The organism is Microbacterium martis (assembly GCF_047246685.1).
Lineage (GTDB): Bacteria > Actinomycetota > Actinomycetes > Actinomycetales > Microbacteriaceae > Microbacterium.
The window spans coordinates 151,020-169,595 of the sequence record NZ_JBFOKT010000001.1 but is presented as its reverse complement, the minus strand read 5'-3'; the positions used below and the strand labels follow the sequence as shown (position 1 = coordinate 169,595).

The 18,576-nt window shown below is 71.1% G+C and carries 21 protein-coding genes and 1 tRNA gene; 9 read left to right on the top strand and 13 right to left on the bottom strand.

The window, feature by feature from the left end:
- Positions 1-22 precede the first annotated feature (22 nt).
- From AB3M90_RS00830 to AB3M90_RS00805, 6 genes are all read left to right on the top strand, one after another.
- The gene (locus AB3M90_RS00830; protein ID WP_412949377.1) at positions 23-808 is read left to right on the top strand and encodes a DNA/RNA non-specific endonuclease; all 786 of its coding nucleotides are present in this window, start codon (positions 23-25) and stop codon (positions 806-808) included.
- A 107-nt stretch (positions 809-915) separates the two neighbouring features.
- Positions 916-2,040, top strand: coding sequence for an alanine racemase (gene alr, locus AB3M90_RS00825; protein ID WP_412949376.1), 1,125 nt, complete (start codon positions 916-918; stop codon positions 2,038-2,040).
- Positions 2,037-3,059: a D-alanine--D-alanine ligase family protein gene (locus AB3M90_RS00820; protein WP_412949375.1), complete on the top strand. Its 1,023-nt coding sequence runs from the start codon at positions 2,037-2,039 to the stop codon at positions 3,057-3,059. The genes alr and AB3M90_RS00820 overlap by 4 nt, the downstream gene beginning before the upstream one ends.
- Positions 3,059-3,469, top strand: coding sequence for an NAD(+)--rifampin ADP-ribosyltransferase (gene arr / locus AB3M90_RS00815; RefSeq protein ID WP_412949374.1), 411 nt, complete (start codon positions 3,059-3,061; stop codon positions 3,467-3,469). The genes AB3M90_RS00820 and arr overlap by 1 nt, the downstream gene beginning before the upstream one ends.
- Positions 3,470-3,650: 181 nt before the next feature.
- Positions 3,651-4,079, top strand: a complete 429-nt coding sequence (locus tag AB3M90_RS00810) for a MarR family winged helix-turn-helix transcriptional regulator (protein ID WP_412949373.1) — start codon at positions 3,651-3,653, stop codon at positions 4,077-4,079.
- An 89-nt stretch (positions 4,080-4,168) separates the two neighbouring features.
- Positions 4,169-5,782, top strand: a complete 1,614-nt coding sequence (locus AB3M90_RS00805) for an SPFH domain-containing protein (protein ID WP_412949372.1) — start codon at positions 4,169-4,171, stop codon at positions 5,780-5,782.
- Positions 5,783-5,840: 58 nt separating this feature from the next.
- Here the strand turns inward: AB3M90_RS00805 and AB3M90_RS00800 are convergent, their stop codons facing one another.
- From AB3M90_RS00800 to AB3M90_RS00780, 5 genes are all read right to left on the bottom strand, one after another.
- Positions 5,841-6,575, bottom strand: a complete 735-nt coding sequence (locus AB3M90_RS00800; RefSeq protein ID WP_412949370.1) for an ABC transporter permease — start codon at positions 6,573-6,575, stop codon at positions 5,841-5,843.
- Positions 6,572-7,354, bottom strand: coding sequence for an ABC transporter ATP-binding protein (locus AB3M90_RS00795; protein ID WP_412949369.1), 783 nt, complete (start codon positions 7,352-7,354; stop codon positions 6,572-6,574). The genes AB3M90_RS00800 and AB3M90_RS00795 overlap by 4 nt, the downstream gene beginning before the upstream one ends.
- A gap of 56 nt (positions 7,355-7,410) precedes the next feature.
- The gene (locus tag AB3M90_RS00790) at positions 7,411-8,007 is read right to left on the bottom strand and encodes a TetR/AcrR family transcriptional regulator (protein ID WP_412949368.1); all 597 of its coding nucleotides are present in this window, start codon (positions 8,005-8,007) and stop codon (positions 7,411-7,413) included.
- A gap of 58 nt (positions 8,008-8,065) precedes the next feature.
- The gene (locus AB3M90_RS00785; protein ID WP_412951184.1) at positions 8,066-8,803 is read right to left on the bottom strand and encodes an AAA family ATPase; all 738 of its coding nucleotides are present in this window, start codon (positions 8,801-8,803) and stop codon (positions 8,066-8,068) included.
- Positions 8,804-8,903: 100 nt separating this feature from the next.
- On the bottom strand, positions 8,904-10,406 hold the full coding sequence (locus tag AB3M90_RS00780; protein ID WP_412949367.1) for an L-serine ammonia-lyase, iron-sulfur-dependent, subunit alpha: 1,503 nt from the start codon (positions 10,404-10,406) through the stop codon (positions 8,904-8,906).
- A 133-nt stretch (positions 10,407-10,539) separates the two neighbouring features.
- Here AB3M90_RS00780 and AB3M90_RS00775 point away from each other — a divergent pair, with 133 nt between their 5' ends.
- Complete coding sequence (locus AB3M90_RS00775; RefSeq protein ID WP_412949366.1) at positions 10,540-10,845, top strand: hypothetical protein; 306 nt, start codon at positions 10,540-10,542, stop codon at positions 10,843-10,845.
- Positions 10,846-11,055: 210 nt separating this feature from the next.
- Here AB3M90_RS00775 and AB3M90_RS00770 read toward each other — a convergent pair whose 3' ends face one another.
- Entirely contained in the window at positions 11,056-12,786 is a 1,731-nt protein-coding gene (locus AB3M90_RS00770; RefSeq protein ID WP_412949365.1) for an L-aspartate oxidase, read from the bottom strand.
- A 70-nt stretch (positions 12,787-12,856) separates the two neighbouring features.
- Between AB3M90_RS00770 and AB3M90_RS00765 the strand changes: the two genes are divergently transcribed.
- Positions 12,857-13,786 (top strand): LysR family transcriptional regulator, encoded by a 930-nt coding sequence (locus AB3M90_RS00765; protein ID WP_412949364.1) that lies wholly within the window; start codon positions 12,857-12,859, stop codon positions 13,784-13,786.
- Here AB3M90_RS00765 and AB3M90_RS00760 read toward each other — a convergent pair.
- The 3 genes from AB3M90_RS00760 to AB3M90_RS00750 all read right to left on the bottom strand — a co-directional run bounded on the left by AB3M90_RS00760 (position 13,783) and on the right by AB3M90_RS00750 (position 14,986).
- Positions 13,783-14,106 carry an Imm51 family immunity protein gene (locus AB3M90_RS00760; protein ID WP_412949363.1) on the bottom strand — a complete coding sequence of 108 codons (324 nt, stop codon included), beginning with the start codon at positions 14,104-14,106 and terminating at the stop codon, positions 13,783-13,785. The genes AB3M90_RS00765 and AB3M90_RS00760 overlap by 4 nt on opposite strands.
- Before the next feature lie 147 nt (positions 14,107-14,253).
- A tRNA-Arg gene (locus AB3M90_RS00755) sits at positions 14,254-14,326 on the bottom strand.
- A 75-nt stretch (positions 14,327-14,401) separates the two neighbouring features.
- Positions 14,402-14,986 (bottom strand): asparagine synthase, encoded by a 585-nt coding sequence (locus AB3M90_RS00750; RefSeq protein ID WP_412949361.1) that lies wholly within the window; start codon positions 14,984-14,986, stop codon positions 14,402-14,404.
- A 131-nt stretch (positions 14,987-15,117) separates the two neighbouring features.
- Between AB3M90_RS00750 and AB3M90_RS00745 the strand changes: the two genes are divergently transcribed.
- Positions 15,118-15,957: an SDR family NAD(P)-dependent oxidoreductase gene (locus AB3M90_RS00745; RefSeq protein ID WP_412949359.1), complete on the top strand. Its 840-nt coding sequence runs from the start codon at positions 15,118-15,120 to the stop codon at positions 15,955-15,957.
- A gap of 29 nt (positions 15,958-15,986) precedes the next feature.
- Here AB3M90_RS00745 and AB3M90_RS00740 read toward each other — a convergent pair whose 3' ends face one another.
- The 4 genes from AB3M90_RS00740 to AB3M90_RS00725 all read right to left on the bottom strand — a co-directional run bounded on the left by AB3M90_RS00740 (position 15,987) and on the right by AB3M90_RS00725 (position 18,562).
- Complete coding sequence (locus tag AB3M90_RS00740; protein WP_412949357.1) at positions 15,987-16,859, bottom strand: hypothetical protein; 873 nt, start codon at positions 16,857-16,859, stop codon at positions 15,987-15,989.
- Positions 16,856-17,101 carry a hypothetical protein gene (locus AB3M90_RS00735; protein ID WP_412949355.1) on the bottom strand — a complete coding sequence of 82 codons (246 nt, stop codon included), beginning with the start codon at positions 17,099-17,101 and terminating at the stop codon, positions 16,856-16,858. Before AB3M90_RS00735 ends, AB3M90_RS00740 begins: the two co-directional genes overlap by 4 nt.
- Positions 17,102-17,176: 75 nt before the next feature.
- The gene (locus AB3M90_RS00730; protein WP_412949354.1) at positions 17,177-17,836 is read right to left on the bottom strand and encodes a GntR family transcriptional regulator; all 660 of its coding nucleotides are present in this window, start codon (positions 17,834-17,836) and stop codon (positions 17,177-17,179) included.
- An 84-nt stretch (positions 17,837-17,920) separates the two neighbouring features.
- Positions 17,921-18,562 carry an NADPH-dependent F420 reductase gene (locus tag AB3M90_RS00725; RefSeq protein ID WP_412949353.1) on the bottom strand — a complete coding sequence of 214 codons (642 nt, stop codon included), beginning with the start codon at positions 18,560-18,562 and terminating at the stop codon, positions 17,921-17,923.
- Between the last annotated feature and the right edge of the window lie 14 nt (positions 18,563-18,576).

Here is an 18,576-nt window from a genome sequence, read left to right as displayed (position 1 = left end):
AGGAGTGAGGCACCCTGGTGACATGATCCCTGGCTACGATCCCGATTTCCTCGAGACGGAGGTCACGATCCCCCGACCTCCTGGGCCGGTGCGCACGCTCTCGTACCCGCGGTTCTCGGTGCTGCTCGACCCGACCCGACGACTCGCGGCGGTGACCGCGGTGAACGTCGACGGCGCGCGCCTGGTCGACCTCCCGCGCCAGGGCGAATGGCGACTCGATCCGCGCGTCGACGCGGGCGCGCAGACGGGACCGGGGGTCTATGCGCGGAACGACCTCGACCGCGGCCATCTCGTGCGCCGCCGCGACCCGGGGTGGGGCGAGGCCGCCGAGGCGCGCTCGGCGATGGAGGCGACGTTCTTCTACCCGAACGCCGCTCCGCAGGCGGCCGGTTTCAACCAGTCGAAAGACCTCTGGCTCGGGCTCGAAGACCATGTGCTCGCCTATGCCGAGAGCACCGATCAGCGGCTGAGCGTGTTCACCGCGCCCGTCCTCGCGCCCGACGACCCGCCGTACCGCGGCATCCGCATCCCGCTCCGGTTCTGGAAGGTCGTCGCGTGGAGCACGCCCGGCGGCCTGCGCGCCACCGCCTTCGTCCTCGATCAGACCGAGCTGGTCGACACGCGTGACGGTATCGTCTCGGCGCCGCCGCTCGCCGGCTTCCGCACGTTCCAGGTGCGGATAGCCGAGGTCGCGGCGCTCACCGGTGTCGATGTCGGCGCTCTCGCGTCGGCCGATGTGCTGCGCGACGAGGGCGTGCATGCGGCGCAGTGGCGCCCGTTGCACTCCGACGGCGACATCGTGCTCTGAACCGTCGGCACCGGCGGGAACCAGGCGGGCGACCTCATCCCATCGGATGACGAGGATACGGCACTGAGCGGATGCCGCGCCGCGCGGTCGCGCGGAACGCTGGAAGCATGGCCCTCCTGCTCCCTGCGACCCGCCCCGCGGCACCGTCCACCGTCGCGGTGTCGTCGAACGCGATCCGCGACAACACCGCGCTTCTGCGCTCCCGCTGCGGCACCCCCGTGATGGCGGTCGTGAAGGCGGGCGGCTTCGGGCTCGGCGCCGTCACCGCGGCCCGCGCGGCCCTCGCCGGAGGAGCCGACGAGCTCGGCGTCGCGACGTGCACGGAGGCGATCGAACTCCGTCGAGCGGGCATCGAGGCGCCGATCCTCTCCTGGATGCTGCACGATGACGCCCCGATCCGCGACGCGGTCGCCCTCGGCGTGAGGCTCGCGCCCACATCGACGGCGCAGCTCGCGCGCGTCGCGGAGGCGGCCCTCTCGGCGGGCGTGGTCGCCGAGATCGAGATCGAGGTGGAGACCGGGATGAACCGTTCCGGCGCTCCGCGCGCGCAGTGGCGGGCCCTCTTCGAGGCAGCCTCCGCGACGCCCGGAGTGTCGGTCGCCGGCATCTGGACCCACCTGTCGGGTGCCGCTCCGGAGCATTTCACCGAGCCCCTCGCCCAGCTCGACGAAGCCCTCGCCCTCGCACGTTCCCTCGGCCTCGCCCCGCGTCGCCACGCCGGCGCCTCGCTCGCAGCCACGGTCGATCCGCGCACCCGGCTCGACATCGTCCGCCTCGGCGCGAGCATCTTCGGCATCGAGCCCGTCCCGGACAGGCCCGTCGGGCTGACACCGGTGGCCACCTGGGAGACCCGGGTCAGCCAGACGCGCGACGCCCGCGGCGGTCAGACCGTGGGCTACGGCCGAACGCCCGTGCACACCGCCACACGGCTCGCACTGATCCCGGTCGGATACGCCGACGGCATCTCGCGACGCGCCTCGGCCGACCGGCATCCGATGACCGTCTCGATCGGCGGTCGACGGTTCCCGCTCATCGGCGCGGTCTCGATGGACCAGTCGGTCATCGAAGCGGGCGACGCCCCGGTGATGCCCGGTGACCGAGTGGTGCTGCTGGGCGATCCCGCCCGGGGCGAGCCCTCGCTGTCGGAGTGGGCCGATGCTCTCGGCACCATCCCGCAGGAGGTGCTCACGGCGATCGGACCGCGGGTCGCGCGACGCGAGGTCGACGCATGAGCCGGGTGGTCGTGCTGTCGGGCGGGCAGAGCACCGAGCACGAGGTGTCGCTCGCATCGGGTGTCGACGCCGCCGCCGCGCTCGCACGGCGTCACCGCGTGACGAGCGTGCGCATCGATCGCGCGGGGTCGTGGTGGATCGAGGGGGCTGTCGCCGCGCACACCGCGTCGGAGGTGCTCGACGATCTCGAGCCCGACGACATCGTCTTCCCGGTGCTGCACGGCGGGTGGGGCGAGGACGGCGGACTGCAGCGCGAGCTGGAGGATCGCGGCATCGCGTTCGTCGGGGCCTCGTCGACCGCCTGCGAGATCGGCATGTCGAAGCTCGCCACGGCCCGGGTCTCGGCCCTCGCCGGAGTGCCCACCATCCCGACCCGGGTGATGCACCGCAGCGCCTTCCTCGCCGACCCCGATCTCGTCGTCTCGGCCCTCGCGCGCGTCGCGGATTGGCCGCTCATCGTCAAGCCCGAGGCCGGAGGGTCGAGCGTCGGCGTGGCCGTCGTCTCCTCCGGGCGGGCGTTGCGCTCCGCCCTCGACGATGCCTTCGAACTCGACCGGACGGCCCTGCTGCAGCCCCTCGTCGTCGGACAGGAGGTGAGCATCGGCGTGTGGAGCGGCGCGCATGGCGGGCTGCGCGCCACGGGCGCCTCCCTCGTGCACCTTCCCGATGGAGAGGCGGCCTTCACCTACGACCACAAGTACGCCGGCGCAGGCGGGTGGCTCGAGATCCCGGCGACTTTCGCCGACCGCGTGCTGAACGATCTGCAGTCCGCCGCTCTCGACGTCGCGGCCGCCGTCGGCGTGGAGGGGCTGGCACGCGTCGACTTCTTCGTCACACCCGACGGCATCCTGCTGAACGAGATCAACACCATGCCGGGCCTTCGCCGCGAGTCGCACTTCCCGCGCCTCGTCTCCGCGGCCGGCACCTCGTACGACGACCTCCTCGACGGACTCGTGGCCGGCGTCGCGGGCGCGAGGACGGCCCTCGTGCCGGGCGGTCGCGACTCTAGGCTGTCGTGATGAGCGATGCACTCGATGAAGGGCCGTTCTACCACGGCACGAAGGCCGACCTGCAGATCGGCGACCTGCTGACGGCGGGCTTCCGGTCGAACTACCGGCCCGAGATCGTGATGAACCACATCTATTTCACGGCGCTGCGCGACGGCGCCGGACTCGCGGCCGAGCTGGCGGCCGGCGAGGCGGAACCCCGCGTCTATCTCGTCGAGCCCACCGGCGCGTTCGAGAACGACCCGAACGTGACCGACAAGAAGTTCCCCGGCAACCCGACGCGCTCCTATCGGAGCCGCGAGCCCATCCGCGTCGTCGGAGAGGTGCTCGACTGGACCCGGCTGACGCCGGAGGCCCTGCGGAAATGGCGGGACACCCTCGCGGCGATCCGCGCCGACGAGCGCGGCGAGATCATCAACTGAGGTCGAGATTTCCGTGATCAAACCGTTGCATTCGTTACCTTGCCGTTATACAGTGATCACACGGTGAATGTTTGCTGTGGCATCCACCGCATGTGATTGCAGGACACTCTTGGTGCAAGGGACAAGGGCCGGTCGGTAGCCTCTCCGACCGGCCCTTTACCGTTCCCACTATCCTGTGACCATGACCGATCGCCAGCTCGCCCTGGAAGCGTGGGAGAGCCTCTTCCGCGCGCAGCACGAGCTGTTCGAGGAGATGGCCGCCGACTTCGATCAGGGCGAGCTCGCCCAGGCCGAATACGACGTGCTGCTCACCGTCACCCGTGCTCCCGAGATGACCGCTCGCCTCCGCGACGTCACCGCGAACATGCTGATCAGCCAGCCGAGCGTCTCACGGCTCGTCGACCGCATGGTCACCCGAGGACTCGTCGCGAAATGCCCCGATCCCGACGACGGCCGCGGCGCGCTGATCAGGGCGACGGATGCCGGAGCGCGCACGTTCCGCGCCCTCGCCACGGTGCACGGCCGCTCGATCGCGGCGCGCATGTCGCGCCTCGACGACGACGAGCTGCGCACCCTGCGCGACCTCGCGGAGAAGCTCCGCAGCGCCTGATCCCGGGCTCCCGTCCCCGCCGACCCATCTGGCAAGGTGGACGGTGAAGGCGCGCATCCTCGCGCGTCGGGGGAACAGGGAGGTCATCCATGGAGATCGCCGGAATCGTCGGCATCCTCATCATCGTCGGCATCGCCGTCGTCGCGCTCATCGTCATCCTGCTCATCCTGCTGCTGTTCGCACGCAGCTGGATCAAGGTCGCCCGGGCCGACGAAGCTCTCGTGATCTCCGGCCGCAAGCAGAAGGTGCAACGCGCGGTGATCACGCCAGACGGCTCCAGCCGGTCGGAGCTCGAGGACTCTCCCGTCACGGTCATCGTGAACGGCAAGTCGCTCGTGAACCCGATCACCCAGCGCCACGAGATCATCTCGCTGCGCTCGCGCCAGGTCTCGCTGAACGCCGAGGCCCAGTCGCTCGACAGCGTCACCCTCAACGTCGACGGCGTCGCGATCGTGAAGATCGGGTCCGACCCGCTGTACGTCCGGCGTGCAGCCGAACGCTTCGCGTCGCAGGACAAGGCCATCGAGCAGTTCACCACCGAGCAGCTCGAAGGTGCCCTGCGCGGCATCGTCGCCACCCTCTCGGTCGTCGAGCTCATGCGCGAGCGCAAGAAGTTCTCCGACCAGATCGCCGCCGACGTCTCGCAGGAGCTCGCCGAGCAGGGGCTCATCCTCGACTCGTTCCAGATCAAGGGCATCACCGACAAGGTCGGCTACATCCAGTCGCTCGGTGCGCCCGAGATCCAGGCGAAGCGCCAGCAGGCCGAGATCTCGCAGACCAACGCCGACCGCGCGATCAACCAGAAGAACATCGCCAATCAGGAGGCCAACCTGGTCGAGCAGACCGCGCTCGACACGAACACCGCCAACGCCAACGCCGGGATCGGCCGCGCTCGGGCCGAGGCCGAGCAGGCCGAGCACCTCGCGCGCGCCCAGGCCGAGCAGGCCGTGCTGCAGCAGCAGGCAGAGAACCGTCAGGCTCAGCTCGACGCCGACGTCAAGCGCGTGGCCGACGCGCAGCGCTACGAGGCCGAGACTCGCGCTCAGGCCGACCTGTACACGCGCGAGCGCGCCGCCGAGGCCGCGGCGATCGAGCAGGTGAAGCAGGCCGAGGCCCGCACCCGCATCGCGGAGCAGCAGGCGCAGGCCGACAAGGCCCGCGCCGACGGTGAGGCCGCCGCCGCGATCGCCAAGGCGACCGGTGACGCCGACGCTCTCCGCGCCCAGGCCGAGGCCGAAGCCGAAGCCCGGCGCCTGCGCGCCAACGCCGAGGCGGAGGCCATCCGCGCCGAGGGTGAGGCGCGCGCCGCCGCCGTCGAGGCCGAGGCCAAGGCCATCGCGTCGAACCAGGACGCGTTCCTCTCGCAGCGTGTGCTCGAGGTGCTGCCGTCGATCATGGCCGAGTTCGCCAAGGGCTACTCCGCCATCGGCAGCGTGTCGATCATCGGCGGCTCGGGCGACGACGGTGCGTCGACCGTGGTCGGAGCCGACAGCGCCAAGGCGCTGCGCTCGGTGTTCGACAGCGTGCACTCGGCGACCGGTCTCGACCTCGCCGGCATCATCCAGGGCCAGGCCGTGGGTCGCGGGATCGGCGAGGGTGTCGCTGCCGCGGCGCCCGCCCCGACGCGCACCCCGTCGCCGACGACGCCGCCCCCGCCCGCGCCTCCCGCGGCGAAGACAGCACCGCCCGCCGCGGCCGAGTAGCCGCTGCACCCGCGGATGCCGCGACCGAGACGGTCGCGGCATCCGCGTGCGGCGCGGGTCAGCGCGTGCGGCGGCGCAAGGTCAGCGAGGCCAGCACCAGCGCCCCGACGGCGAACGCGACCACGATGAGAAGCGGGCCGAACACATCCCACCCCTCGTCGCCGGCCGCGACCGCGTTGATCGTGTCGATCGCGTGGCTCAGCGGCAGCCAATCCGAGATGGCCTGCAGCACGTCGGGCATCTCGTCGCGGGGCATGAACAGTCCGCCGACGATGATCTGCGGGAAGACGAGAAGCGGCATGAACTGCACCGCCTGGAACTCGGTCTGGGCGAAGGCGCTGGCCAGCAGCCCGAGTGCGGTGCCGAGCAGGGCGTCGACCACGGCGACGAGACCCAGCTGCCAGAGCGGACCGTCGACATCGAGCCCGCACACCCCGACCGCGAACGACACCGTGACGAGGGCCTGCAGCAGCGCCATCGTCCCGAAGGCGAGCGCGTAGCCCAGGATGAGATCGGCCTTGTCGAGAGGCGTCGTCATGAGGCGCTCGAGCGTGCCCGACCGTCGCTCGCGCAGCGTCGTGATCGACGTCACGAGGAACATCACCACGAACGGGAACAGGGCGAGGATCGCCCCGCCGAACTGATCGAACACGCCGTCCTGGTCGCTGAACAGCCACGCGAACAGGCCGACCAGCAGGCTGGGTGCGATCAGCATGAGCGCGATGGAACGGGGATCGTGCCGCAGCTGGGCGAGCACGCGTCCGGCGGTGGCGAACATGCGGCGGCCGTTCACTCCCCCACCTCCTCGTGGCGCTCGCGCGCGTCGCGACGCGAGCGGCGCGTTCCGGCGCCGATGGCGCGATCGCGTTCGATGAGCGCGAGGAACGCGGCCTCGGGGTCCGTCGTCCCCGTGTCACGCAGAAGCGCGTCGGGAGAGGTGTCGGCGATGATCCGACCCTCCCGCATCAGCAGCAGGCGATCGCAGCGCAGTGCTTCATCCATCACGTGACTCGACACGACAAGCGTGACGCCGCGCTCCGCGAGGCCGCGGAAGAGCTCCCAGAGCTCCGCCCGCAGCACCGGGTCAAGGCCCACGGTCGGCTCGTCGAGCACGACCACCTCCGGCGCGCCGATCAGGGCCATGCCGAGCGAGACGCGGGTGGCCTGTCCGCCGCTCAGCGACTCCACGAGCTGGCCGCTCTGCGCGCGCAGCCCGACCTCGTCGATCACCCGGTCGACGTCGCCTTTCGGCGCGCCGAGCAGGGCGGCCACGTAGGCGAGGTTCTGTCGGACGGTGAGGTCGCCGTAGGTCGCCGCCCCCTGCGTTCCGTAGGCGACCCGATGCCGCAGCCGTCGCGAGCCGCCCGGCTCGCCGAGCACGGTCACGTCGCCCGACGCGATCCTCTGCACGCCGACGATCGAGCGCATCAGCGTGGTCTTGCCGCACCCCGACGGACCCAGCAACCCGGTGATCTGTCCGCGCGGGATCGTGAGGTCGACGCCGTCGAACACGTGCGTGCGCCCGCGACGCACGCGGAGCTGCGAGATCTCGACAGCGACGTTATTCATCATGCGATGAATTATGCGCGCGATGAGCGACCGCGTCAACGGGCGCCGGCATCCGCGGCTCAGTCGAACAGGTAACGCTGCACCGTGGGGCCGATGCGGCGCACGAGCTCGTCGACGGATGCCGCGGCGATGGGCGCGATCCGCAGGACGTACCGCGTCAGCAGCATCCCGCTCACCTGCGAGGCGACGAGAGTAGCGCGCAGCTCGGCATCCGGCACTCCGAGCGTCCGCGCGATCCGTCCGATGAGCTCGCGCGAGAGGAAGCCGGCGAGCAGCGGCGCGGTGACCCGGCTGCCGATCGCCGTGCGCATGAGCATGACGCCGCGACGGCGGATGTCGGGCTGCTCGAACGCCTCGAGGACGTAGCGCACCAGCCGATCGCCCACCTCGTCTCGCGGGCCCGCGACGATGGCGGGAACATCGACATCGGGACGCAGCGGAATGCCGACGGCCTCGGCGAACAAGTCGGCCTTGGTGCCGAAGTAGTGGTGCACGAGTGCGGAGTCGACGCCCGCTCGGGCCGCGATCGAGCGAACGGTCGCGCCGTCGTATCCCTGCTCACCGAACTCGTGGACCGCTGCCGCGATGATCCGCTCGCGGGAATCCGAGCCGCCCTTCGGACGGCCGCGCCGGCGCACGGGTCTCTGCTCGGTCATGCCCGCCAGCCTACGACTCCGGCGGCGGCGACGGTCGCGACGCTCGATCCCGTCGCTCTCACGGATCTAGGAGGTGCCGCAGATAGCGGCCGGGGGCGTCGAGGAACGAGCGCCAGTGGGCGACGATCTCCAGCTCCGCCCACTCGGCGGGCCGGATCCCCCACTCGCCGATCTCGAGGATGCGCGCTCCGGGCAGCGCGGCGAGAACGGGCGAGTGCGTCGCGCAGAGCACCTGCGCGCCGTCGTCGGCGATCCGACGCAGCACCGCCATGAGAGCGAGGGTCGAGGTGAACGACAGGGCGGCCTCCGGTTCGTCGAGGCAGGAGAAGCCGGGGCTGTCGAAGCGGCTCTCGAGCACCGCGAGGAACGATTCGCCGTGGCTCATCTCGTGGAACGAGACGTCGGGTCCACGCGTCGACGGGTTCTGCTCGAGGTAGGTGTAGAACGAGTGCATCGTCTCGGCGCGGAGGAAGAAGCCCCAGCGATCGGCACCCACCCCGCGCTGCAGACGGAGCCATTCCGACAGCGGAGACTCGGTGGCGCGCGTCGAATGGCGGGCCTGGCGCGAACCGCCCTCGGGCGAGAGCCCGTAGGCGACGGCGACACCTTCGACGAGGGTCGACTTGCCGCTGCCGTTCTCACCGACGAGGAACGTCACCCCGGGGTCGAGCCGGAGACCTTCGCGCAACACCTGCGCGACGGCGGGGATGCTCGACGGCCATCGCGCGTCGGGTTCGGGCGCATCGTCGGAGCGGAGCACCGCGACCACCGGCTGCTGCCGTCGCCGCGAAGCCATCGACACCCCGTCGTCGTCTCTCACTCCGGCCTCCGCTCCGCCCGCGACGGACACTACCGCAGACGACCGACACCGACGGGCGGCCGAGCGCCGGCATCCCTCAGCACTCGATGACGTTGACCGCCAGCCCGCCCTCGCTGGTCTCCTTGTACTTGGTCGACATGTCGAGCCCCGTCTGCCGCATCGTCTCGACCACGGCATCCAGCGAGACGTAGTGGCTGCCGTCGCCGCGCAAGGCCAGGCGGGCGGCCGTCACCGCGGTGGAGGCCGCGATCGCGTTCCTCTCGATGCAGGGAATCTGCACCAGACCGCCGATCGGGTCGCAGGTGAGTCCGAGGTGGTGCTCCATCGCGATCTCGGCCGCGTTCTCGATCTGGCGATTGGTGCCTCCCATCACGGCCGTCAGGCCGCCGGCCGCCATGGCGCAGGCCGAGCCGACCTCCGCCTGGCATCCGCCCTCCGCTCCCGAGATCGAGGCGTTCGCCTTGAACAGCGAGCCCAGCGCCGTCGCGGTCAGGAGGAATCGACGGATGCCGCGGCGGCGATTCGCCTCGGCGACGAAGGCACCGGTCGGCGGCTCCTCAGGTCGGTCGCCCGACGACCCGGGAGAGCCGTGGAAGCCGAGCAGCGCGCTGCCGACCAGCTCGCCGTAGGGGGTGACCGCGTTGCCCGCGCCGAGTCCCGAGTCGGCGAGGAAGCGCCACCAGTACATCGCGACGGCCGGCAGGATGCCGGCGGCGCCGTTCGTCGGAGCGGTCACCACGCGACCACCCGCGGCGTTCTCCTCGTTCACCGCCAGGGCGAAGGCGCCCAGCCACTCGCCCGGCAGCTCTCGATGCCCGCCGGCCTCGGTCTCCTCCAGCTGGGCGCGGATCGTGCCGGCGCGCCGCCTCACCTTCAAAATGCCGGGGAGGATGCCGTCGGTGTGCAGCCCCGCCTCGACGCACGCCGCCATCGCATCCCAGATGGCGTCGAGACCGGCGGCGACCTCCTCCTCGCTGCGCAACGCCGTCTCGTTGAGGCGGGCCACCTCGGCGATCGACAGCCCGTGCTCGTCGCAGAGCGCGAGCAGCGACGCGGCATCCGCGAAGGAATGGGGGAATCGGTGCGTCGCGATCGGGGCGTCCTCGCCCTCTCGACGGATGAAGCCGCCGCCCACCGAGTAATACGTGTCTTCGGCGACCACGGCGCCCTCGGCATCCCGGGCGGTGAGCGTCATCGCGTTCGGATGGCCGGGCAGTCGGGTTCGTGGGGCGAAGACGATGTCGTCCTTCGCGAAGGCGATCTCCCGGCGCCGGTTCAGCAGCAGCGGTGTGCCGGACGGGTACTCCGTCCAGGCGGACCGCACGTCGGCCGGGTCGCAGGTCTCGGGGGCGAGTCCGCGGAGCCCGGCGACGACGGCATCCGGGGTTCCGTGACCGATGCCGGTCGCGCCGAGCGAGCCGTAGAGCGTCGCCCCCACTTGGGCGATCCGGTCGAGCGCGGACGACGCGTCGAGCCGCCGCGCGAAGTCGAGCGCCGCCCGCATCGGCCCGACCGTGTGAGAGCTCGACGGCCCCACTCCGATGGAGAACAGGTCGAAGGCCGAGACGTACGCAGTCACCCGTCCAGGCTACGCCGCTTTCGCCGTTCGGTTCAGGATCGTTAACCCGCACGGAGGGCCCGCAGGTCAACCCCGTTCCGCGAGGAGGCGCCGCCGGGCAGAGTGGACGCATCGACCGAACGAAGGAGCGATCATGACGAGCGACACGCCGCAGACGCAGCCGGACCAGGAGGCTCAGCCGGGCCAGGAGCCGCAGGAGGAGCAGTCGACCTCGCCCGAGCCCGACCGACCGGTCGGCGAGGCGGAGACGCCGGCGCAGGCCGACTCGCCCGAGGAGGCCGACGCCGCCGAGGTGCCGAGCAATGAGGAGCTCGAGGAGCCCAGCACCGAGAAGGATCCGGGCGAGGAGCCGAAGGCGCCCACGCGTGACGAGCCCGAGCCCGACCACGAGGCGATCGGCATCGGCGTCATCGACACCGAGGAGCCGCAGGCCGGATGACCCCTGGGCGGGCCCTTCGACAGGCTCAGGGACCCACCTCGCTGGAGGCTCAGGGGCCCACCTCGCTGGAGGCTCAGGGACCCACCTCGCTGGAGGCTCAGGGACCCACCTGGCTGGATCGCTGAGCCTGTCGAAGCGCCGGGAGGACTATTCGACAGGCTCAGGGGCCCACCTGGCTGGGTCGCTGAGCCTGTCGAAGCGCCGGGAGGACTATTCGACGAGCTTGCCCGCGGTGTCGACGTCGCGCATGAGCTCGGCGATCTCCGCGGGGATCTCCGGGATGGCCTCGCGGGTCACCTCGTCGCGCGGGCTCCACACCAGGTTGACCTGGAGCGACGGGTCGGTGTCGGGGAAGTCACTGCGGTTGTGGCATCCGCGGGTCTCGCGTCGCTCCCGAGCCGCCTCGAGGGTCGCGCGAGCGGCGAGCGCCGACGCCTTGAGGTCGAACGCGTGCGCGAGGTCTTGGAAGCCGGCGATGTCGGGGTGGATGCCGATGTCCTCCATGCGCCCCTCGATCATGTCGAGCTCGGCGAGGCCCGCGAGCAGGCCCTCTTCCGAGCGCACCACCCCCGCGTGCTCGGTCATGAGGTTGCGGATCGCCCGCTGCAGCGCCCGGACGTTCTCGCGGCCGTCGGCGGCGAGGAGCGCGTCGATCTCGGCGCGGGCCTGCGCCACGGCATCCGCCGACCTCCGCTGCGCGTCGAGGCCCGCGGCGTGCGCCATCGCGGCCTGGCCGACGATGCGCCCGTAGACGAGCAGCTCGATGAGCGAGTTGCCGCCCAGGCGATTGGCGCCGTGCAGTCCGCTCGACGCCTCGCCGATCGCGTAGAGGCCGTCGACGTCGGTCTGATGGTCGTCGGGCCGCACCCACACGCCGCCCATCGAGTAGTGCGCGGTCGGGGCGATCTCGATCGGCTCTGCGGTGATGTCGAGCATCTGCAGCTCCATCATCGTCTGGTAGACGCGCGGCAGCCGGGTCATGATCGTCTCGCGCGGCAGGTGCGAGACGTCGAGCCAGACCCCGCCGTTCTCCGTGCCGCGCCCTTCGGCGATCTCGGTGTAGGCGGCGAGCGCGACCCGGTCGCGGGTCGACAGCTCCATGCGCTCGGGATCGTACTTCGCCATGAATCGCTCGCCGAGCGCGTTGCGCAGGATGCCGCCTTCGCCCCGCGCTGCCTCGGAGATCAGCGTCCCCGCGGCGTTCTCAGGCTCGATGATCCCGGAGGGATGGAACTGCACGAGCTCGGGGTCGCGCAGGCGCGCGCCGGCGTCGACCGCGAGGCGGAAGGAGTCGCCCGTGTTCTCGTCGCGTCGAGAGGAGGTGCGCCGCCAGATGCGGTTGTGGCCGCCCGCGGCGAGGATCACGGCATCGGCGTGGATGAGGTACCGGGTGCCGTCGGCCTGATCGAAGCCGTACGCGCCGAACACGACGTTGTCACGCACGAGCAGCCGCGTGATGTAGACGTTGTCGAGGATCGGCACGTCGAGCTGCTCGGCCTTGGCGACGAGCGTGCGCTGGATCTCGAGGCCGGTGTAGTCGCCGGCGAAAGCCGTGCGGCGGAAGGTGTGCGCGCCGAAGAAGCGCTGCGAGATGCGGCCGTCGTCCTCGCGCGCGAAGTCCATGCCCCAGCGCTCGAGATCACGGATGCCGCGCTCGGCGCCCCGTGTCACGATCTCGACCGTGTGCGGGTTGGCGAGGAGGTAGCTCTCCTTGATGGTGTCGGCGGCGTGCTGCTGCCAGCTGTCGTCGGCGTCCATGGTGCCCAGCGCCGCGTTGATGCCGCCGGCGGCGAGTGAGGTGTGGGCGTCCTGCCGCGGGCGCTTGCCCACGGCGAGCACGTCGACGCCGTGCTCGGCCACCTCGATGGCCGCACGCAGACCGGATCCCCCGGTGCCGATGACGAGGACGGTGGTGGAGATCTGACGTTCGCGGGTGCTCATGGTTCCACGCTAGAAACCGGTGAGCGATAACTCCAATGCATTGTTCGTCTGGTGTCGATAGACTCACGACATGAATCTCGAGCAGTTGCGCGGCTTCGTCGAAGTCGCGCGGCTCGGACACTTCACCCGGGCCTCGGAGTATCTCCACCTCGCGCAGCCGTCGCTGAGCCGGCAGATCTCGACCCTGGAGCGCGAACTCGGGGCCGAGCTGTTCCACCGGGCCCGTGGGCACATCGCGCTCACCGCCGCGGGCGAGGCACTGCTCCCCCGCGCCCAGCGGATGCTCGCCGAAGCCGAGGCGATCCGCGACGAGATGGGCGAGATGGCCGGTCTGCGGCGCGGACGCGTGCGCCTCGGAGCGCCGCCCACGCTCTGCATCAGCCTCGTCGCCGAAGCCCTGAGCACGTTCCACGATGCGCACCCCGATGTCGACCTGCATCTCACCGAGAGCGGGTCGCGCCTGCTCGTCGACGAGCTGGCGGTGGGCGCCGTCGACATCGCCCTCATCACAGCCTCGGGCGGCCAGCCCCCGCCCGGGGTGAGTCTGACGAGGACTCCCCTGCTGGCGGAGGAACTCGTCGTCGTGTCTTCCGCCGCGCGCCAGCCCGTCGCCCGCACGCCGGCGATCGGTCTCGAACATCTCGCGACCCTGCCCCTGATCGTCTTCGACGAGAGCTACGAGCTGAGAGCGACGACGGATGCCGCCTTCCGCGCCGCCGGCCTCGACCCGAATCCCGTGCTCGAAGGGGCGGAGATGGACGCCGTTCTCCGCTTCGTCGAGCGCGGCCTCGGCGTCGCCGTGGTGCCGGCGATGGTGCTGCTCGACCGGCCGGCGCTGCGATCGGTGCGCCTGTCGCACCCGATGATGTCGCGAACGGTGAGCCTCGCTCATCGCTCCGATGTCACCCCGGCGGTCGCCGTCGCGGCGATGCGCGACGTGATCGTCGCGACGGCGGCCGAGGTCGCCCGCCGAGACCCCGCCATCGCGAGCCTGCTCTAGTCGGGGGCGCCCATCTCGGCGACGATCTGTGCGATCCGCCCCCGGTCGGCGATGAGTGCCGCCAGATGCGTCCCGAGCGCGCGCAGGGCCGACCCGTCAGGGCCGTGCGCCACGAACATGTCGGCTTCGGGGTCGAAGGCGATGCTCGGAGCGAGGTCGGGGAGGTCGCGGCGCACCACCCGGCGCACGACGCGCTCCCAGGTGTACCCGTTCGGTTCCCATCCGGCGTCGTTCAGGATGGCGTCGGCGGCGGGCGCAGAGCCCACGACGAGGATCAGCGAGCAGCTCTGCGCATGCTCGACGAAGAGAAGCGGTTCCATGGACCGACCGTACGGGCGGGTCGTCTCCTCGGCCTGGCGACGTGCGCGGTTCGCCGACGAGTATGCCGGTATGCGGTTCGCCGCGCCGCGACGGACAAGGAAAAAGCCCCGCGGACGGGGCTTCTTCGTCACTGTCTCAACACAGTGTGCGCCTCGAGGGACTCGAACCCCCAACCTTCTGATCCGTAGTCAGATGCTCTATCCATTGAGCTAGAGGCGCAGGACCCGGGGCGTGAACCGCCCGGCGGGCCGACGTCAAGCCTACAACAGTCGTGACGGGATTGCGAAACGGGGCTCAGTCCTCGACGGATGCCGCCTTCTCGAGCTTCCTGCGTCGTCTGGCCTTGGCGCGCTGCTCCGACGAGAGCGCCTGCAGGTCGACGAGGCGCAGGGCCTGCATCCGTGCATCGCGCATCCTGCCGTAGTCGGGATCGTGATCGGGCCGCATTCCCTCCACCCGCAGACGACGGTCGAGATTGTGCCGCACGTCGGCCCACGCCGCCTCGCGCGCCTCCTCGACGATGACACCCAGCTGCTCGCGGTCCTGCATGATCTCGCGCAGACGCACCGCGACGCCGGTGGACTGTTTCGCGCGTCGGCGCAGGTTGCGCACATCGCGATCGCGATAGTCGTGGGTGCCGTGCGGGTCGGAGTGACGGCCACGGGCACGCTTGCGCAGCGCCGTCACGGTGGCGGCCGCCTCTTCGGCCTCGTCGGCCATCGCGCCCAGCGCCTCGCGTGCGTCATCGATGTACTTGTCGATGTCGAACACCCCGCCCTCGGCGATCGTGCCGACGAGGATGTGATTCTTCACGGCGAGGCGCGCCGCAGCGGTCGCGATCGCTACGCCTTCGGCGATGGCATCGGCTGTTCGTCCCACCGCGACCTCCTCCCTTCGAGGGTACCGGTACGACCACTCCGCGGTGTCGGCGAGAATGGTCCCGGTACAGGTTCCCGCACCCGTCCGACATCCGCCTCGGGCGCTGCCCGACCCCGTCTGCAGGAGGCCGCATGAAACCCCTCGATCTCGTCGGCAGCACGACCGTGGTGACGGGGGCGGCGCACGGCATGGGGGCCGAGATCGCGCGGCTCCTCGCCGCCCGCGGGGCGCACGTCGCGCTCATCGACCACGACGCCGCGGCCCTGGCCGCCCTCGCCGAGGCCCTGTCGGGATCGACGGTGACGACCCACGTGATCGACCTCCGCGACGACGAGGCGGTGTTCGCCGGGGCGGCGGAGATCATCGCCGCGCATCCGCGCATCAACGCCCTGATCACCTGCGCGGGGTCGAGCATGCTCGGCACTCTCGACCAGCTCACGATGGAGGAGATGCGGTGGCTCACCGACATCAACCTGTGGGGCACGGTCTCGGTGACCAAGGCCCTGCTGCCCGCACTGCGCGCGGCACCGGCGGCGCACATCACCCACCTCGCGAGCGTCTACGCCCTCGCGGCACCGGCAGGCCGCATCCCTTATGCGATGAGCAAGTTCGCCGTCCGCGGGTTCTCCGAGGCCCTCCGTCACGAGCTCGAGGGAGGGTCGGTCACCGTCGGCGCCGTCTATCCGGCCGGCGTGCGGACCGGCATCATCCTGCACGGTCGCTACGCGGCCGCGATCGACCCGGCTGTCGCCGCACGCGCCGCGGCCGCGCAGGCGGCGATGTATCACACGGAGCCGTCGGATGCCGCGGCGCGCATCATCCGCGCGACGGAACGTCGCACGACGCGGACGATGATCGGACGGGAGGCGCGCCTGATCGACGCCCTCGTGCGCGTGTCGCCCACGGGCTACTGGCGCGCGATGCGGCGTCCGCTGCGCGCCGCGGTCGACACCACCACGCCGGTCGCCTGAGCGGACGGCCGTCCGCCCCCGTCGGCGGGTCAACGGACGGCGCCGACCCAGATGCCCGACGCCCAGGCCTGCTGTTCGCCGTTGCACCCCACCGACCCGGGGAAGCCGCGGACCACGGCCATGCAGTTCGCGAGGAATTCGGGATCGCCGCCGAACAGCGAGCCGTAGGCCGACGACGAGGTGAGGGCGCCCCAGACCCGGAACTGGTAGATGTGGGCGAGCTCGTGCGCCATCGCCCAGTTGAGCCGGCCGGTGCTCCAGTCGGCGATGTCGGCGCGGTACTTGATGTAGCCGTTGCTGTTGGCGCAGGCGGGCGCGTTGCCTCCGGCGCACGACGACGATTCGTACAGGCCCACCCCGCCCCCGCCGACGCGATCGAGCGCGGCGCGCACCCGGGCATAGCCGTCGGGACCGCTCGTGGTCCACGCCGGCCCGGCCGGTCCCGCGCTCCGCGCGGCCTGCGCCGCCTGCCACGACGCCACCTCGGAGCCCACCTTCTCGGTGATGGCGTGCACGGTGGCGGTGGCGGCGGTCACCGTGTCGGGATCGCCCTTCTCGGCGAGAACCGTCTGCTGGACCGAGAGAGCGGATGCGCGGTGGGCGGCGGTGTCGACCTTGCCGGTCGCGCCGTCGAGGGCGGTGCTCAGGGCGGCGAGCTCGGCGAGGAATGCCGGGCGCACCTCGAGCACGGCGGCCCGGTCGGCGGTGTCGCCCTCGGCGATGTCGACGGCACCGGTCAGGTAGTCGGTCCGCTGGGCGGCCGCGTGCGCCTGAGACGCGAGGGCGCGCAGTTCGACGACGGCATCCGCGCGGTCCTGGTCGAGCCCGTTCGCCCGGCCGATGAGACCCGCCGTCAGCACGACGGCCGAGGCCAGCGTGACGGCGAGCGCCCGGCGGATCACTGCAGGAATCCCGTCGTGTCGGCGATGGCCGCATCCTGTTCGGCGATCCGAGAACGCAGCTCGGTGAGTTTCTCCGCCAGGCGGAGGTTCTCGTCGTGCGAGTCGGCGATCTCCTGCTCGAGCTGCTGGATCTGCGTCCGCACTTCATCGACGGCCGCCGCGCGCTCCTGGTCGGCCACCGCCACGAGAACGGCGCCGCCGATGAGCAGCACCCCTCCGGCCACGACGGCAAGACCTCGCATCTCACTCCCCGGGGAATCGCGACAGCTCCGGAACCGTTCCGACCGTGCTCAATATACCGCCGCGGGGCGAGCGTCTCAGATCGCGATGTTCTCGCTCGCGAGGCGGCGCTCCGCCGTCTTCTGGCCGCTCGACAGGTGCTCGGGGACGAGGCGTCGCAGTGCGTCGAGGTCGCGGGCGATGATGGCGTCGAGGAGCACCCGATGCTCGTCGGCCATGGCCAACAGGTCGTCATGCTGCCCGAACAGCCAGCGCAGACGTGTGGCGAACACGTCGATCAGCTCGCACAGCATGTCGTTGCCGGCGAGGATCGCCACGACCTCGTGGAACTCCGCCGCGGCGATCCGGGCGGCCTCCGCGTCTCCCTCGCGTGCGGCCGCCACCTCGCGCTCGTGCACCGCTCGCAGGCGCGCGATGCCGTTCTCGTCGTGCCGTTCGGCGGCGAGGGCGAAGATCAGCGTCTCGATCGACTCACGCACCTCGGCGAAGTCGCGGATGTCGCGTTGCGTGAACTCGCGCACCACGGCCCAGCTGCGGGGGCGTGCGATGACGACACCCTCGGCCACGAGTGTGCGGATGGCCTCGCGCACCGGCAGCCGCGACACGTCGAGCTCGGCGGCGATGTCGCGTTCGACGAGGCGGGATCCGGGAGGTCGTCGACCCAGGACGATGTCGTCGCGCAGGATGCGCGTCACCCTCACCGACTCGAGTTCGCCGGTAGCCCCCACCGCCGTCATCCCCGCATTGTCTCATCCGCGGCGTCGGTTCACCAAGTTTGGTATCCCAACGCCATCGCGGGAAGCGACGGCAGGACCGCCGGCTCAGGGCACGCGGTTCGCGATCGCGAGGTTCGCCCGGAGCTCTTCGGCGTTCTGCCGGACGACATAGGCGGGGCGGTCGCGCTCGACGCGCCACGACTCGCTGAGCGGGCCGATGTTCACGGTGTCGAAGCCCGCCTCGTCGTAGAAGCGCGTCACGAAGTCCACAGCCTCGGCGTCGTCGCCGGCGGTCGCCAGAGCACGGCGGTCCGGCGTGCCGGCGGGAGAGCCGTCGGTCGTGATGGCCGAGGCGTAGATGTGGTTGAAGGCCTTCGCGATCTTCGATCCGGGCAGCCTCTGCTGCAGCAGCTCCGACGTCGTCGTCTCGCCCTTGTCGAGCGCTTCGATGTGCCCATCGCGCTCGAAGTAGTAGTTGTTGGTGTCGAGCACGATCTTCCCGGCGAGCTGCTCGACCGGGAGGCTGTCGATCGCGTGCAGCGGCACCGTGACCACGACGGCGTCACCCGCGGCCGCGGCATCCGCTGGGGTGGCGGCGCGAGCCCGGGGCCCGAGCTGTGCGACGAGGTCGGCGAGCGTCTCCGGTCCGCGCGAGTTGGCGATCACCACGTCGTACCCGTTGGCGACCGCGACGCGCGCGATCTGGCTGCCGATGTTTCCTGCACCGATGATTCCGAGAGTCGTCATGGTGGGGCCAACGC

Excerpts from the sequence above, each read along its gene's own strand:
- AB3M90_RS00830 (WP_412949377.1), top strand. The coding sequence starts at position 23 with ATGATCCCTGGCTACGATCCCGATTTCCTCGAGACGGAGGTCACGATC.
- alr (WP_412949376.1), top strand. The coding sequence starts at position 916 with ATGGCCCTCCTGCTCCCTGCGACCCGCCCCGCGGCACCGTCCACCGTC.
- AB3M90_RS00820 (WP_412949375.1), top strand. The coding sequence starts at position 2,037 with ATGAGCCGGGTGGTCGTGCTGTCGGGCGGGCAGAGCACCGAGCACGAG.
- arr (WP_412949374.1), top strand. The coding sequence starts at position 3,059 with ATGAGCGATGCACTCGATGAAGGGCCGTTCTACCACGGCACGAAGGCC.
- AB3M90_RS00810 (WP_412949373.1), top strand. The coding sequence starts at position 3,651 with ATGACCGATCGCCAGCTCGCCCTGGAAGCGTGGGAGAGCCTCTTCCGC.
- AB3M90_RS00805 (WP_412949372.1), top strand. The coding sequence starts at position 4,169 with ATGGAGATCGCCGGAATCGTCGGCATCCTCATCATCGTCGGCATCGCC.
- AB3M90_RS00795 (WP_412949369.1), bottom strand. The coding sequence starts at position 7,354 with ATGATGAATAACGTCGCTGTCGAGATCTCGCAGCTCCGCGTGCGTCGC.
- AB3M90_RS00790 (WP_412949368.1), bottom strand. The coding sequence starts at position 8,007 with ATGACCGAGCAGAGACCCGTGCGCCGGCGCGGCCGTCCGAAGGGCGGC.
- AB3M90_RS00785 (WP_412951184.1), bottom strand. The coding sequence starts at position 8,803 with ATGGCTTCGCGGCGACGGCAGCAGCCGGTGGTCGCGGTGCTCCGCTCC.
- AB3M90_RS00775 (WP_412949366.1), top strand. The coding sequence starts at position 10,540 with ATGACGAGCGACACGCCGCAGACGCAGCCGGACCAGGAGGCTCAGCCG.
- AB3M90_RS00770 (WP_412949365.1), bottom strand. The coding sequence starts at position 12,786 with ATGAGCACCCGCGAACGTCAGATCTCCACCACCGTCCTCGTCATCGGC.
- AB3M90_RS00765 (WP_412949364.1), top strand. The coding sequence starts at position 12,857 with ATGAATCTCGAGCAGTTGCGCGGCTTCGTCGAAGTCGCGCGGCTCGGA.
- AB3M90_RS00760 (WP_412949363.1), bottom strand. The coding sequence starts at position 14,106 with ATGGAACCGCTTCTCTTCGTCGAGCATGCGCAGAGCTGCTCGCTGATC.
- AB3M90_RS00745 (WP_412949359.1), top strand. The coding sequence starts at position 15,118 with ATGAAACCCCTCGATCTCGTCGGCAGCACGACCGTGGTGACGGGGGCG.
- AB3M90_RS00735 (WP_412949355.1), bottom strand. The coding sequence starts at position 17,101 with ATGCGAGGTCTTGCCGTCGTGGCCGGAGGGGTGCTGCTCATCGGCGGC.
- AB3M90_RS00730 (WP_412949354.1), bottom strand. The coding sequence starts at position 17,836 with ATGACGGCGGTGGGGGCTACCGGCGAACTCGAGTCGGTGAGGGTGACG.
- AB3M90_RS00725 (WP_412949353.1), bottom strand. The coding sequence starts at position 18,562 with ATGACGACTCTCGGAATCATCGGTGCAGGAAACATCGGCAGCCAGATC.